This is a genomic window from Streptomyces sp. NPDC040610 (assembly GCF_055594065.1).
Genome location: NZ_JBVIXA010000009.1, coordinates 209,119 through 225,733, shown reverse-complemented (window position 1 = coordinate 225,733; position 16,615 = coordinate 209,119). Strand labels below are relative to the sequence as shown.

Below are 16,615 nucleotides of genomic sequence, written 5' to 3'. Positions count from 1 at the left end.
AATGATCCCGTTGTCTTTCGCGCAGCGACGGTTGTGGTTCATCAGCCGCTTCGAGGGCCCCTCGGCGACGTACAACCTTCCCTTCCTGCTCCGCTTCAGCGGAGACCTCGACACCGCCGCCCTGGAGGCGGCCGTACGCGACGTGGTGGAGCGGCACGAGAGCCTGCGCACCCTCATCGTCGAGAACGCCGACGGCGTCCCGGCGCAGGAGGTCCTCGCGCTCGCCGACGCCCGCCTGGAGATGCCGCTCGTCGAGGTGGCCCCCGAGGCTCTGGAGGCCGCCATCGCCAAGGAGGCCGAGTACGTCCTCGACCTCGCCACCGAGATACCCCTGCGCCCGACCCTGCTCAAGTCCGGCGAGCGGGAGCACGTCCTGGTGCTCCTCATCCACCACATCGCCAGCGACGGCGAGTCCATGGGCCCGCTGGCCCGTGACCTCGCCACCGCCTACCGCGCCCGGCTCGCGGGCGCCGCGCCGGACTGGGAGGAACTCCCGGTCCAGTACGTGGACTACACGCTGTGGCAGCGCGAGCTGCTCGGCGACGAGAACGACCCCGAGAGCGTCCTCGCCGCGCAGGTCGAGTACTGGCGCGGCGAGCTGGCCGGTGTCCCGCAGCCGCTGCAACTGCCCGCCGACCGGCCCCGCCCGCCCGTCGCCAGCCACCAGGGCGACGGCGTCAGCCTGCACGTCGACCCCGACCTCGTCGCGAAGGTCGAGCGCCTCGCCCGCGAGCGCGACGTGACCGTGCCGATGGTCATGCAGGCCGCCCTGATGGTCACCCTCCAGCACCTCGGCGCCGGTGAGGACATCGCGCTCGGCTCCACCATCGCGGGCCGCACCGACGACGACCTCACCGAACTCATCGGCTTCTTCGTCAACACCTGGGTGCTGCGCGGCGACCTCTCCGGCGCCCCGACGTTCGAGCGGCTGCTCGCGCAGGTGCAGGACAAGGCGCTCGCGGCGTACGACAACCAGGACGCGCCGTTCGAGCGCCTGGTGGAGATCCTCAATCCCGAGCGCTCCACCGCCTACCACCCGCTCTTCCAGGTCATGTTCACCTGGGAGACCGAGGTCGGCACCGCCCTCGAACTGCCCGGTCTGACCACGCGCCTAGAGATGCTGTCGACCACGACGGCCAAGTTCGACCTGGAGTTCAACTACTTCCACGACCCGGCCGAGCAGTCGATGCTGGTGTACCTGGAGTACGCCACCGAGCTGTTCGACCGGCGCACCGCCGAAGCCATCACCGAGCGCTACGTCCGCGTCGTGCGCCAGCTCGTCGAGAGCCCCGCCGCCCCCGTCACCCGCGTCGACGTCCTCCAGCCCGGCGAACGCGAGCTGGTCCTCGGCCAGTTCAACGACACCGCCGCGGCCGTGCCCGCGCTCACCGTGCCCGGCGCCTTCGAGAAGCAGGCGGCGGCCACCCCGGACGCCGTCGCCGTCGTGCACGAGGACACGGAGCTGACGTACGCGGAGCTGAACGCCCGCGCCAACCGGCTCGCCCGCGACCTCATCGGCCGCGGCGTCGGCCCCGAGAGCGTGGTGGGCCTGTGCCTGCCGCGCTCCGCGGACCTCGTCGTCGGCATGCTCGGCATCCTCAAGGCGGGCGGCGCCTATCTGCCGATCGACCCCAAGTACCCGAGCACCCGCCTCGACTTCATCCTCTCGGACGCCGAGCCGCACCTGATCCTCACCGACGCCGACACCGTCGGCGTGCTGCCCCAGGACCCGGACGGCGCCGCGCCGCGGCTCTTCCTCGGCGACGTCGACCTCGACACCGCCACCGCCGCCGACGCGGAGCTGACCGACGCCGACCGGACCGCGCCGCTCGGCCCGGACCACGTCGCGTACGTGATGTACACCTCCGGCTCCACCGGCACGCCCAAGGGCGTCGCCATCACCCACGGCAACGTCGTCAACGACGTCACCGGGCTCGCGTCCGCCGTGGGCGTCCAGGCCGGTTCGCGGGTGCTCGCGGGCACCTCCATCAACTTCGACGTGTCGGTCTTCGAGACCTTCACGACGCTGACCACCGGCGGCACCCTCGAAGTGGTCCGCGACGTCCTCGTCATCGGCGAGCGCGGCGGCTGGAGCGGCGGCGTCGTCTCCACCGTCCCGTCCGTCTTCGCCGAACTCCTCGACCAGGTCGACGGCAAGATCAACGTCGACGCCGTCGTCTTCGCAGGTGAGGCGCTGCCCGCCGCCCTGGTGCAGCGCGTGCGCGAGGTCATCCCCGGCGTGCGCGTCGTCAACGCCTACGGCCAGAGCGAGACCTTCTACGCCACCACCTTCGCCGTGTCCGACACCGACCAGTGGCACGGCACCAGCAGCGCCCCCATCGGCAGCCCGCTCGGCAACGTCCGCACCTACGTCCTCGGCCCGGGCCTCGAGCCCGCCCCCGTCGGCGTCGCGGGAGAGCTCTACGTCGCGGGCGTCGTCGGCCGCGGCTACCACGGCCGTCCCGACCTCACCGCGGACCGCTTCGTCGCCGACCCCTTCGGCCCGGCCGGGTCCCGCATGTACCGCACCGGCGACCTCGCCCGCTGGAACGCCGACGGCCGCCTGGAGTACGTCGGCCGCGGCGACGCGCAGGTCAAGGTCCGCGGCTTCCGCATCGAGCCCGGCGAGATCGAGGCCGCGCTCACCGCCCACCCGGGCGTCGCCCAGGCCGTCGTGACCGTCCACCAGAGCCGCGGCAGCAAACAGCTCGTCGGCTATGTCGTGCCCGTGGGCTCCGACGACGGCGCGGTGGGCTCCGGCGACGTCGACAGCCTCGGCGAGCTCGACGTCGACCTGACCATGGTCGTCTCCTCGCGCGAGCTGCGTCGCTTCGTCTCCGCGCGCCTGCCCGAGTTCATGGTCCCGTCCGTCTTCCTGATGCTGGACCGCCTGCCGCTTGCCCCGAACGGCAAGCTGGACCGCAAGGCCCTGCCCGAGCCGGAGTTCACCGGGGGCCAGTACCGCGCCCCGCGCACCCCCACCGAGGAGGTCCTCACCGGCGTCTACGCCGAGGTCCTCGGCCTGGACCGGGTCGGCATCGACGACGACTTCTTCGCCGTCGGCGGCGACTCCATCCGCTCCATCCAGGTCGTCTCGCGGGCCCGCGCCCAGGGCGTCGAGGTCAGCCCCCGGCAGATCTTCGAGTGCCGCACCGTGGCCGAGCTGGCCGACGTCGCGGCGGCCGGGGGCCAGGCCACCGTCCTGGAGGAGCTGGAGGGCGGCGGCGTCGGCTGGATGCCGCTGCTCCCCGCCGGGCACTTCCTCAAGGAACTGGGCGGCGGCAGCGACCGCTTCTCCATGTCGATGGTCCTCGACCTGCCCGTCGGCATCGACGAGACGGGCCTCGTCGCCACCCTGGGCGCCGTCGTCGACCACCACGACATCCTGCGCTCGCGCCTGCTCACCGACGGCGACGGCGGCCTCGAGGTCACTGCGCCCGGCACCGTCGACGTCGCCTCGCTCGTCCACCGCGTCCCGTGCGACGGCCAGTGGGACCAGGCGTGGCGCGAGCGCGCGTTCACCGAACTCGACGCCGCCACTGCCCGCCTGGACGCCGCCGCCGGCAGCATGGCGCGGTTCGTGTGGTTCGACGCGGGCGCCGACAGGCCGGGCCGCCTGCACGTCGTCCTGCACCACTTCGCCATCGACGGCGTGTCCTGGCGCGTCCTGCTGCCCGACCTCGCCGCCGCCTGGGAGCAGATCAAGGCGGGCAGGAAGCCCGCGCTCGACCCCGTCTCCACCTCCGTGCGCCGCTGGGCGCACGCCCTCGTGGACGAGGCCGCGACGCCGGAGCGCACCGCCGAGCTGGAGCTGTGGAAGTCCGTCGTCGCCGGGCCCGACCCGGTGCTCGGCAGCCGCCACCTCGACCCGGCCACCGACACCGTCTCCACCGTGGAGCACGTCGTCGTACAGGTGCCCGTGCCCGTCACCGAGCAGCTCCTGACCACGCTGCCCGCGGCCTTCCGCGGCGGCGTCAACGACGGCCTGCTCGCCGCCCTCGCCCTCGCCGTCACCCGCTGGCGGCGCGCCCGCGGCGTGGACGAGCCGACGGTGCTGCTCCGCCTGGAGGGCCACGGCCGCGAGGAGTACGCGGTGCCCGGCGCGGACCTGTCCCGCACCATGGGCTGGTTCACCAGCATGTTCCCGCTGCGCCTCGACATCGGCGGCATCGACGTCGAGGAGGCCTTCGCGGGCGGCGCCGCCGCGGGCGCCGCGGTCAAGGCCGTCAAGGAGCAGGCGCTCGCCATCCCCGACAAGGGCCTCGGCTACGGCCTGCTGCGCTACCTCAACCCGGAGACCGCCGAGATCCTGCGCCGCTACTCCACCGGCCAGATCGCCTTCAACTACCTCGGCCGCTTCTCCACGTCCACGGACATGCCCGACCACCTGCGCGGCCTCGGCTTCAGCCAGGCCGAGGGCACCGCCGACCTCCTCGCCGACCTCGACGCGGACATGCCCGCCCTGTCGGTGTTCGACGTCAACGCCCTGGTCCTGGACTCCGACGAGGGCCCGCAGCTCAACGCCCGCATCGGCTTCCCCGCGGGCGTGCTCCCCGCCGCCGACGTACACGACCTCGCCGACCTGTGGATCCAGGCCCTCGAAGGCCTCGCCCAGCACGTGTCGGCGCCCGGCGCGGGCGGCCTCACGCCGTCCGACGTACCGCTGGTGACGACCACGCAGGCCGACATCGAGCGGTGGGAGCGCCGCTACCCGAGCGTGTCCGACGTGTGGCCGCTCACCGCCGCCCAGTCGGGTCTGCTGTTCCACACGATGCTCTCGGACGCCTCCTTCGACGCGTACCAGATGCAGCTCGTCTTCCACCTGTCCGGCAAGGTCGAGCCCGCCCGCATGCGCGCGGCCGGACAGGCCCTGCTCGACCGGTACGCGAGCCTGCGCACCGCGTTCGTCACGGACACCGAGGGCAACCAGGTGCAGCTCGTCCTCGACGAGGTCCCGCTGCCGTGGCTGGAGTTCGACTACAGCTCCCTCGGCGACGCCGAGCGCGACGCCGCCCTGAAGAAGCTCCTCGCCGACGACCACGCCAAGCACTTCGACCCGGTGAACCCGCCGATGCTGCGGATGACCCTGGTCACCCTCGGCGACGACCGCGCGGAGCTGGTGTTCACCGCCAACCACGTGCTGTTCGACGGCTGGTCCGTGCCGCTGCTCCTGCAGGACCTGCTGCGCCTGTACGGCTCCGACGGCGACGCCTCCGAGCTGGCACGCGTCCGCGGCTACCGGGACTTCCTGGTCTGGCTGAACCAGCAGGACCGCGCCGAGGACACCCGCGTGTGGGCCGAGGAGCTGGCCGGGGTCGACGAGCCCACCCTGCTCGCCCCCAGTGCCCGCCCCGGCGCCGAGCCGGGCGGCATCGGCCAGGTCGACGTGCCGCTGGCCGCCGAGTCGGCCCGTGATCTCGCCCGCCGCGCCGCCGAGCTCGGCATCACCATGAACACCGTCGTGCAGGGCGCCTGGGGCCTGCTCCTCGCGGAGCTGACCGGCCGCAGGGACGTCGTGTTCGGCGCCACCGTGTCCGGCCGTCCGCCGGTCGTGCCGGGCGTGGACTACATGGTCGGCCTGTTCATCAACACCCTTCCGGTGCGGGTGGACTGCGCGCCGCGCGAGTCCCTCGCCGATGTCCTCACCGCCCTGCAGAACCGGCAGGGCTCGCTCCTCGACCACCAGCACTTCGGTCTCAGCGACATCCAGAACGCGGTCGGCCTGACCTCCCTGTTCGACACGATCGTCGTCTTCGACTCCTACCCCGTCGACTCCGTCGGCATCACCGACGCCTACTCGGCGGCGGGCCTGGAGGTCACCGGCATCAGCCCGCTCAGCGGCACCCACTACCCGCTGATCGTCTCCGCCGACGCCGAGCCGCACCTGCGCCTCGGCCTGCAGTACCAGCACCACCTCTTCGAGCGCGCGGACGTCGAGGCCATCGCGGCCCGCTTCCACCGCATCCTGCTCCAGCTCGTCGAGGACCCGCGGATCCCCGCGGGGCACGTCGACGTCCTGGAGGCACAGGAGCGTGAGCACGTCCTGTACGGCCTGAACGCCACGGCCGCCGAGACGCCCGCCCTCACCATCCCCGGCCTGTTCGAGCGGCAGGTCGCGGCGACCCCGGACGCGGTCGCGCTCGTGCACGGCGACACCTCGCTGACGTACGCCGAGCTGAACGCCCGCGCCGACCGCCTCGCGCGGGAGCTGATCGCCCGCGAGGTCGGCCCGGAGACGGTCGTGGGCCTGGCGCTGCCGCGCTCGGCCGACCTGATCACGGCGCTGCTCGCGGTCCTGAAGGCGGGCGGCGCCTATCTGCCGATCGACCCGAAGTACCCGAGCTCCCGCCTGGACCACATCCTGTCCGACGCGGCGCCGAAGCTGCTCCTCACCGACGCCGACACCGTGGGCGTGCTGCCCGGGACGGACATCCCGCGCCTGTTCCTCGGCGACGTGGACCTCGCGGCCACCACCGCCGGGGCCCCGCTGACGGACGCCGACCGCAGGGCCCCGCTCAAGCCGGACAACGTGGCGTACGTGATGTACACGTCCGGCTCGACCGGCACCCCGAAGGGCGTGGCGATCACCCACCACAACGTGGTGAACGGCGTGACCCGCCTCGCCGCCTCGGTGGGCATCGACGCCGGTACCCGCGTCCTCGCGGGCACCTCGGTCAACTTCGACGTGTCGGTCTTCGAGGCCGTCACGACCCTGTCCCGGGGCGGCACCCTGGAGGTCGCACGGGACGTCCTGGTCATCGGCGAGCGCAACGGCTGGACGGGCGGCGTGATCTCCACGGTCCCGTCGGTCTTCGCCGAACTCCTCGACCAGGTCACCGGCGAACTCGCCGTGGAATCCGTGGTGTTCGCGGGCGAGGCGCTGCCCGCCGCGCTCGTGGAGCGGGTGCGCGAGGCCGTCCCGGGCGTCCGGGTGGTCAACGCCTACGGCCAGACGGAGTCGTTCTACGCGACGACGTGGGCGCTGCCCGCGGGCGACGCGTGGGACGGCACCGGCAGCGCCCCGATCGGCGCTCCGCTCGGCAACATGCGCGCCTACGTGCTCGGTGCGGGTCTCGCGCCCGTGCCCGTCGGTGTCGTGGGTGAGCTGTACATCGCGGGCAATGTGGCGCGCGGCTACTTCGGCCGCGCGGACCTGACCGCGGACCGGTTCGTGGCCGACCCCTACGGTCCGGCCGGATCGCGGATGTACCGCACGGGCGACCTGGCCCGCTGGAACGCGGACGGGCAGTTGGAGTACGTCGGCCGCGGTGACGCGCAGGTCAAGGTGCGGGGCTTCCGTATCGAGCCCGGCGAGGTCGAGGCCGCCCTGACCGCCCACCCGCAGGTCGCCCAGGGCGTGGTCGTGGCCCGCGGCACCGGCACCACCGACAAGCGCCTCGTGGCGTACGTCGTCCCTGCCGGGACCGTCGAGGACATCGACATCACCGCGCTGCGCGAGTTCGTGGGCGGGAAGCTGCCCGAGTTCATGGTGCCGTCGGCGTTCGTGGTCCTTGAGCGGCTTCCGCTGGCGCCGAACGGGAAGCTGGACCGCAAGGTGCTGCCCGAGCCGGAGTTCACCGGCGCCGAGTACCGGGCCCCGCGCACTCCGCAGGAAGAGGCCCTGTGCGGCCTGTTCGCGGAGGTCCTCGGCCTGGAGCGGGTCGGCATCGACGACAACTTCTTCACCGTCGGCGGCCACTCGCTGCTCGCCACCCGCCTCGCCAGCCGCATCCGCACCACGCTCGACGTCGAGATCCCGATCCGCGTCGTCTTCGCCTCGCCCACCGTCGCGGAGCTCGTCGAGCACCTGACCGGCGGCGGCAGCGTCCGCGCGCAACTGCGCCGGGCCGAGACCCGCCCCGAGTTCGTGCCGCTGTCGTACGCGCAGCGCCGCCTGTGGTTCATCGACCGCTTCGAGGGCCCCTCGGCGACGTACAACACGCCGTTCCCGCTGCGCCTGACCGGCACCCTGGACACCGCCGCGTTCGAGGCCGCCGTCAACGACGTGGTCACACGGCACGAGAGCCTGCGCACGCTGATCATCGACGACAGCGAGGGCGTGCCCTTCCAGAAGGTGCTGCCCGCCGCCGACGTGCACATCGGCGTGCCCGTCGTCGACGTAGCCCCCGACGCGCTCGACGACGCCATGGCCGAGGCCGCCGGATACAGCTTCGACCTGGCCGGTGAGGTCCCGACGCGGGCCACCGTGTTCCGCTGCGGCGAGGACGAGTTCGTCCTGCTGCTGCTCTTCCACCACATCGTCAGCGACGGCGTGTCCATGGGCCCGCTGTCCCGCGATCTCGCCGCGGCCTACACCGCCCGGCTCGCGGGCGCGGCCCCGGCGTGGCCGGAACTGCCGGTGCAGTACGTGGACTACACGCTGTGGCAGCGCGAGCTGCTCGGCGCCGAGGACGACCCGGACAGCGTGCAGTCCGGGCAGGTCGACTACTGGCGCGAGGAGCTCGCGGGCGTGCCCCAGCCGCTCCGCCTGCCCACCGACCGGCCCCGCCCGCCGGCCGCGAGCCACCGCGGCGCCACGGTCGAGTTCGCCCTCGACCGGGACGTCATGGACGCCGTCGAGGAACTGGCCCGGCGGCGCGGCGCGACCGCGTCGATGGTGCTCCAGTCCGCCCTGACCGTGCTGCTGCACGGCCTCGGCGGCGGCGACGACATCACGATCGGCGCGCCGATCGCGGGCCGCACCGACGAACTCCTCGCGGACCTGGTCGGCTTCTTCGTCAACACCTGGGTCCTGCGCGCCGACCTGTCGGGCAACCCCACCTTCGAGGACCTGCTCGACCAGGCCCGTGACAAGTCCCTGGCCGCCTACGACAACCAGGACGTGCCGTTCGAGCGCCTGGTGGAGGTGCTCAACCCGGAGCGGTCCACGGCGTACTCGCCGCTGTTCCAGGTGATGTTCGCCTGGCAGAACTTCAACCGGGACGACTTCGCCCTGCCCGGCCTCGACGTGCGGTTCGAGCGGATCCGCAACGAGAGCGCCAAGTTCGACCTGTTCTTCAACATGGCCGACATCCCCGGCTACGGCGTCGTCGGCCACCTGGAGTACGCCACCGACCTGTTCGACCACGCGAGCGCCCAGGAGATCACCGACCGGTTCATCCGCGTCGTGGGCCTCCTCGCGGCCGACCCGGCGCAGCGCGTCGGCGCCGTCGAGCTGGTCGAGCCCGCCGAGCGCGACCTGGTCCTGCGCGGATTCAACGACACCGCGCAGCCGACGCCGGACCTCACCGTCCCCGGCCTGTTCGAGAAGCAGGCGGACAAGCACCCGCACGCCGTCGCCGTGATCGACGGCGACACGTCGTGGACGTACCGCGAACTGGACGCGCGGGCCAATCTGTTGGCGCGGGAGCTGATCCGGCGTGAGGTGGGCCCGGAGACGATCGTGGGTCTGGCGCTGCCGCGGTCGGCGGACCTGATCGTGGGTCTGCTGGGTGTGCTGAAGGCCGGTGCGGCGTATTTGCCGATCGACCCGAAGTATCCGAGTGCGCGGCTTGACTACATCCTGTCCGACGCGCGGCCGAGGCTGCTGCTGACCGACGCGGACACCGTCGGCGTCCTGCCCGTCAACGACATCCCACGGCTGTTCGTCGGCGACCTCGACCTGGAGCCGAGGAAGCGCAACGTCAAGGTCCGCGACAAGGACCGCACGGCCGCGCTCAAGCCGGACAACGTGGCGTACGTGATGTACACCTCGGGCTCGACCGGCACCCCGAAGGGCGTGGCGATCACCCACCACAACGTGGTCAACGGCATCACCCGCCTCGCCGCGTCCGTGGGCATCGACTCCTCCACGCGGATGCTCGCCGCGACCTCGGTCAACTTCGACGTGTCGGTGTTCGAGACCTTCACGACCCTGTCCCAGGGCGGCACCGTCGAGGTGGCCCGCGACGTGCTCGTCATCGGCGAGCGCGGCGGCTGGACGGGCGGCGTCGTCTCGACCGTCCCGTCGGTCTTCGCCGAGCTCCTCGAACAGGTCGACGGCGAACTCGAGGTCGACTCGGTGGTGTTCGCCGGTGAGGCGCTGCCCGCGGCCCTCGTGGAGCGGGTGCGCGAGGCCATCCCCGGCGTCCGCGTCGTCAACGCCTACGGCCAGACCGAGTCGTTCTACGCGACGACGTTCGCGCTCCCCGCCGACCAGGAGTGGACCGGTGCGGGCAGCGCCCCGATCGGCGCTCCGCTCGGCAACATGCGCGCCTACGTCCTCGGTTCGGGCCTCGCGCCCGTGCCCGTCGGCGTCGTGGGCGAGCTGTACATCGCGGGCAATGTGGCCCGAGGCTACTTCGGCCGCGCCGACCTGACCGCGGACCGCTTCGTCGCCGACCCGTTCGGCCCCGCGGGCGGCCGCATGTACCGCACCGGTGACCTGGCCCGCTGGACCCCCGAAGGCCAGCTGGAGTACGTCGGCCGTGACGACGCGCAGGTCAAGGTGCGCGGCATCCGCATCGAGCCCGGCGAGGTCGAGGCCGCGCTCGCCGCGCACCCCGGCGTCGCCCAGGCCGTCGTGGTCGTCAAGGACGGCCGCGGCAGCAAGCAGCTCGTCGGCTATGTGGTCCCCGCCGGTGAGCAGGTCGAGGACGTCAACGCCGACCTCGACCTGACCGCCGGTGTCTCGGTGGAGGAACTGCGCAAGTTCGCCTCCGGGCGCCTGCCGGAGTTCATGGTGCCCGCGGTGTTCGTGGTCCTCGACCGCCTGCCGCTGGCTCCGAACGGCAAGCTGGACCGCAAGGCCCTGCCCGAACCGGAGTTCACGGCAGGGGAGTACCGCGCGCCCCGCACCACCGAGGAGAAGGTCCTCGCCGGGGTGTACGCCGAGGTCCTGGGCCTTGGCCGGGTCGGTGTCGACGACGACTTCTTCGCCGTCGGCGGCGACTCCATCCGCTCCATCCAGGTGGTGTCCCGCGCCAAGGCGCAGGGCATCGAGATCACCCCGCGGCAGATCTTCGAGTGCCGCACGGTGGCCGACCTCGCCGTCGCGGCCGTCGAGAACCGCCTCGCGGGCGCCGGCGCGGTCCTGGAGGAGCTGGAGGGCGGCGGCGTCGGCTGGATGCCGCTCCTGCCCGTGGCCCGCTACATGACCACCGAACTCGGCGAGAACACCGACCGGTTCTCCATGTCGACGGTCCTCGACCTGCCGAAGGACATCGACGAGGCGGGCCTCTTCGCGACCCTCACGGCCGTCGTCGACGCCCACGACGTGCTGCGCTCGCGCTTCCTCACCGAGGGCGACGGCGGCCTGGAGGTCACCGCGCCCGGCACCGTCGACGTGGCGTCGCTGGTGCACCGGGTCGAGTGCGACGGCGACTGGTCGACGGAGGCCTGGCAGCGGCTCGCCGCCGCCGAACTCGACGCCGCCACGGGCCGGTTGAACCCGGCTGCCGGGGTGATGGCGCAGTTCGTGTGGTTCGACACCGCGGGTGTGGAGTCGGCCGGGCGGCTCATCGTCGTGCTGCACCACCTGGTGGTGGACGGTGTGTCCTGGCGCATCCTGGTGCCGGACTTCGCCGCGGCCTGGGAGCAGGTCAAGGCGGGCAGGGCGCCGGAGCCGGCGCCCGTGGCGACCTCGCTGCGCCGCTGGGCGCACGCCCTGAAGGACGAGGCACACAACGAGACCCGCACCGCCGAACTCCCCCTGTGGGAAGGCATGCTGGACGGCGACGACCCGGTCCTCGGCTCGCGCCCGCTCGACCCGGCGGTGGACGTCACCGCCACGGTGGAGACCGTGTCCGTCAAGCTGCCGGTGGCGGTGACGGAGTCGCTCCTGACGACCGTCCCGGCCGCGTTCCACGGCGGCGTCAACGACGGTCTGCTCGCCGCGCTCGCCCTGGCGGTGTCGCGCTGGCGGGACGAGCGGGGCGTGACGGAGTCCTCGACGCTGATCCGCCTCGAAGGCCACGGCCGCGAGGAGTATGTGGCTCCGGGCGCGGACGTGTCGCGCACGCTGGGCTGGTTCACGAGCATGTTCCCGGTACGTCTGGACGTGGCGGGGCACGACGTGGCGGAGGCGTTCGCGGGCGGCCGGGCCGCGGGGTCGGTGGTCAAGGCGGTCAAGGAGCAGCTGCTGTCCGTACCGGACAAGGGCATCGGCTTCGGTCTGCTGCGCTACCTCAACCCGGTGACGTCGCTGGCTCTGGAGGGGCGGCCGACGGGGCAGATCGCGTTCAACTACCTGGGCCGGTTCTCCGCCGACGACATGCCCGAGGAACTGCGCGGCCTGGGCTGGAGCATCGCCCCCGACACGGACGCGCTCATCGCCGACCTCAACGCGGAGATGCCCGCCCTCGCGACGGTGGACTTCGCCGCGTACGTCACGGACAGCGCCCAGGGACCGGAGCTCACCGCGAGCGTCGGCTTCCCGACCGGTGTGCTGTCCCGCGCCGAGGTGCAGCGCCTGGCGGACCTGTGGTGCGAGGCCCTGGACGGCCTCACCCGCCACGCCGCCACCCCGGACGCGGGCGGCCTCACGCCGTCCGACGTGCCGCTGGTCACCGTGGAGCAGTCCGACATCGAGGTCTGGGAGAAGAAGTACCCGGGCGTCTCGGACATCTGGCCGCTCACGACGATGCAGTCGGGCCTGCTGTTCCACAGCATGCTCGGCGCCGGCGACACCGACGGCCCGGCCGACGCCCGCGACGCGTACCACATCCAGCTCGTGATGCACCTGTCCGGACAGGTCGACCCGGCCAGGATCCGCACGGCCGGGCAGGCCCTGCTCGACCGGTACGCGAACCTGCGGGCCGCGTTCGTCACCGACGCGCGCGGCGAGCAGGTCCAGTTGATCGTGGACGGCGTCGAACTCCCCTGGAGCGAGGCCGACCTGAGCGCGCTGCCCGAGGGCGAGCGCGAGGAGGCGTTCGAGAAGCTGCTCGCCGAGGACCAGGTCACCCACTTCGACCCGGGCACCGCGCCGCTGCTGCGGATGTGCCTGGTCAAGATGGACGACAACCTCTCCGAGCTGGTCTTCAGCGCCCACCACGTGCTGTACGACGGCTGGTCCTTCCCCATGCTCATCCAGGACCTCCTGCGCCTCTACGGCTCCCACGGCGACCCCGCGGACCTGCCCCGCGTACGCAGCTACCGCGAGTTCCTGGCCTGGCTCTCGCAGCAGGACCGGGGCGAGGCGGCCCGGGCCTGGGCGCAGGAGCTGGACGGCGTCGAGGAGCCGACGATGCTGGCTCCGGGTGCCTCGGAGGAGCAGGGCGGCCTGGACATGGTCGAGGTGCCGCTGCCCACGGAGGACGCCCGCACCCTCTCGCGGCGCGCCTCGGAACTGGGCATCACCCTCAACACCCTGGTGCAGGGCGCCTGGGCCCTTGCCCTCGGCCAGTTGACGGGACGACAGGACGTGACCTTCGGCGCCACCGTCTCCGGACGCCCGCCGTCGGTCACCGGCGTCGACACCATGGTCGGCCTCTTCATCAACACCCTCCCCGTCCGCGTTCAGGCCGACCCCGGCCAGACCCTCGCCCAGCTCCTCACCGGCCTCCAGGACCGCCAGGCCGCCCTCCTCGACCACCACCACTACGGCCTGTCGGACATCCAGCAGGCGACCGGACTCAGCACGCTCTTCGACACCATCGTGGTGTTCGAGTCGTTCCCGGTCGACCACGCGGGCATGAGCGACGCCAACGCCACGGCGGGCATCGCGGTGACGGGCCTGCGCGCGTCCAGCGGTACGCACTACCCGCTGATCGTCGGCGCCGACGCCTCGCCGCATCTGCGCATGGGCCTGCAGTACCAGGACACCATGTACGACAAGGACGTGGTGAAGGGCATCGCGGGCCGCCTCGGCCGGGTGCTCCAGCAGATCGCGGCCGACCCGGAGACGCCCGTCAAGGACGTCGACGTGCTGGAGCCGGGGGAGCGGGAGCGGCTGCTCGGCGCGTACAACGACACGGCCGCCGAGACGCCCGCACTCACCGTGCCCGGCCTCTTCGAGGAGCAGGCCGCGCGGACCCCGGACGCGGTCGCGGTGGACTTCGGCGACACGTCGTGGACGTACCGCGAACTGGACGCGCGCGCCAACCGGCTCGCACGCGAGCTGATTCGGCGGGAGGTGGGCCCGGAGACGATCGTGGGTCTGGCGCTGCCGCGGTCGGCGGACCTGATCGTGGGTCTGCTGGGTGTGCTGAAGGCCGGTGCGGCGTATCTGCCCATCGACCCGAAGTATCCGAGTGCGCGGCTGGACTACATCCTGTCCAACGCGCGGCCGAGGCTGCTGCTCACCGACGCGGACACCGTCGGCGTCCTGCCGGACAACGACGTGCCGCGACTGTTCATCGGCGACCTCGACCTGGAACCGAAGCAGCGCAACACCAAGGTCCGCGACCAGGACCGGGTGACGCCGCTGCGGCCGGACAACGTGGCCTACGTGATGTACACCTCCGGCTCGACCGGCACGCCGAAGGGCGTCATGGTCACGCACGCCAACGTGGTCAACGGCATCACGCGGCTCGTCGAGCGGGTCGGCGGCGCGGGCTCGCGGATGCTCGCGGGCACCTCGGTCAACTTCGACGTGTCGGTCTTCGAGACCTTCACGACCCTGTCGACCGGCGGCACCCTCGAAGTGGTCCGGGACGTCCTGGTCATCGGCGAGCGCAACGGCTGGACGGGCGGCGTGATCTCCACGGTCCCCTCGGTCTTCGCCGAACTCCTCGACCAGGTCACCGGGGAGATCCGCGCCGAGTCCGTGGTCTTCGCCGGTGAGGCGCTGCCCGCCGCGCTCGTGGAGCGGGTGCGCGAGGCCGTCCCGGGCGTCCGGGTGGTCAACGCCTACGGTCAGACGGAGTCGTTCTACGCGACGACGTTCGCGCTGTCCGCCGACCAGGAGTGGACCGGCACCGGCAGCGCGCCGGTCGGCACCCCGCTCGGCAACATGCGGGCGTACATCCTCGGCCCGACCCTCGCCCCCGCACCCGAGGGCGTGGTCGGCGAGCTGTACGTGGCGGGCGCCGTCAGCCGCGGCTACTTCGGCCGCGCCGAGCTGACCGCGGACCGGTTCGTGGCCGACCCCTACGGTCCGGCCGGATCGCGGATGTACCGCACGGGTGACCTGGCCCGCTGGAACGCGGACGGGCAGTTGGAGTACGTCGGCCGCGGTGACGCGCAGGTCAAGGTGCGGGGCTTCCGTATCGAGCCCGGCGAGGTCGAGGCCGCGCTCACGGCGCACCCGGAGGTGGCGCAGGGCGTGGTCGTGGCCCGCGGCACCGGGACGGTCGACAAGCGCCTCGTGGCGTACGTCGTCCCTGCCGGGGAGCGGGACGTCGACACGTTCGACATCACGGCGCTGCGGGAGTTCGTGGCCGGGAAGCTGCCCGAGTTCATGGTGCCGTCGGCGTTCGTGGTCCTTGAGCGGCTTCCGCTGGCGCCGAACGGGAAGCTGGACCGCAAGGCGCTGCCCGAGCCGGAGTTCACGGGGGTCGAGTACCGGGCCCCGCGCACTCCGCAGGAGGAAGTCCTGTGCGGTCTGTTCGCGGAGGTCCTCGGCCTGGAGCGGGTCGGCATCGACGACAACTTCTTCACCGTCGGCGGACACTCGCTGCTCGCCACCCGCCTCGTCAGCAGGATCCGTACGGTCCTCGGGGTCGAGATCCCGATGCGGGTCGTCTTCCAGTACTCCACGGTCGCGGACATGGCCGACTGCCTGACCTCGGGCAGGGAGTCGTTCAGTTTCACCGACCCGTTCGGTGTGGTGCTCCCGATGAAGACCGACGGCGACGGCGGACCCCTGTGGTTCATCCACCCCGGCGTCGGCCTGTCCTGGGTCTATCTCGGCTTCGCCACGCAGCTCGGCGACCGGCCCGTCCACGGCATCCAGGCGCGCGGCTTCGACGGCTCCGAACTGCCCGGCTCCATCGACGAGATGGTCGCGGACTACCTGGAGCAGATCCTCGCCGTCCAGCCGGAGGGCCCCTTCCGACTCGTGGGCCTGTCCATCGGCGGCACCCTGGCGCACGCCCTCGCGGGCGAACTCCAGGCGCGCGGCCACGAGGTGGCGCTGCTCGGCCTGCTCGACTGCGTGCCCGCGGAGTGGTTCGCGCGGAACAACACGTCGCTGGAGATGGCCGAGGTGGAGGACGTGCTCGCCGGGTACATCCCGCACACGGGCCCCGAGGGCGACGCGGACGGGGCCGAGGGCGGCGAGCGGAACTCGCTCGTGAAGAACGCGTCCCTCATCGCCGTCCGGCACACCGACATGATGATGGAGTACACGCAGCCGAAGTACCGCGGCGACGCGGTGTTCTTCAACGCGACGCTGAACCCCGACGAGTCCTACGCCCCGCAGTGGGCGGCGTACATCGAGGGAACGGTGGAGGAGCACGACATCCACTCCACGCACATGGGGATGTATCTGCCACGGCCCGCGGCGGAGATCTGCCGGATCCTCAGCCGTCACCTCGACAGCGAGTAGGGGGCGGGAGCGGGCAGCACGGGACCCCGAAGGGGGCGAGGCCGGAAGGCTTCGCCCCCTTCGGGGTTTCCCACGCCGGGTGCGCACGGCGACGGCCCGTGCAGCGGCGGCGTACACACGGCGAAGCGGTCCTGGGCCGCGCCTTCCGGCGCCGCTCAGGACCGCTTCCGTGAGGTGTGCGGACCG

1 protein-coding gene is annotated in these 16,615 nt (G+C 72.3%); it reads left to right on the top strand.

Annotated elements, in window-relative coordinates:
- The first annotated feature begins 1 nt into the window (after window position 1).
- Window positions 2-16,429, top strand: a complete 16,428-nt coding sequence (locus ACZ6AA_RS28645) for an amino acid adenylation domain-containing protein (RefSeq protein ID WP_471460730.1) — start codon at window positions 2-4, stop codon at window positions 16,427-16,429.
- Window positions 16,430-16,615: the final 186 nt, after the last annotated feature.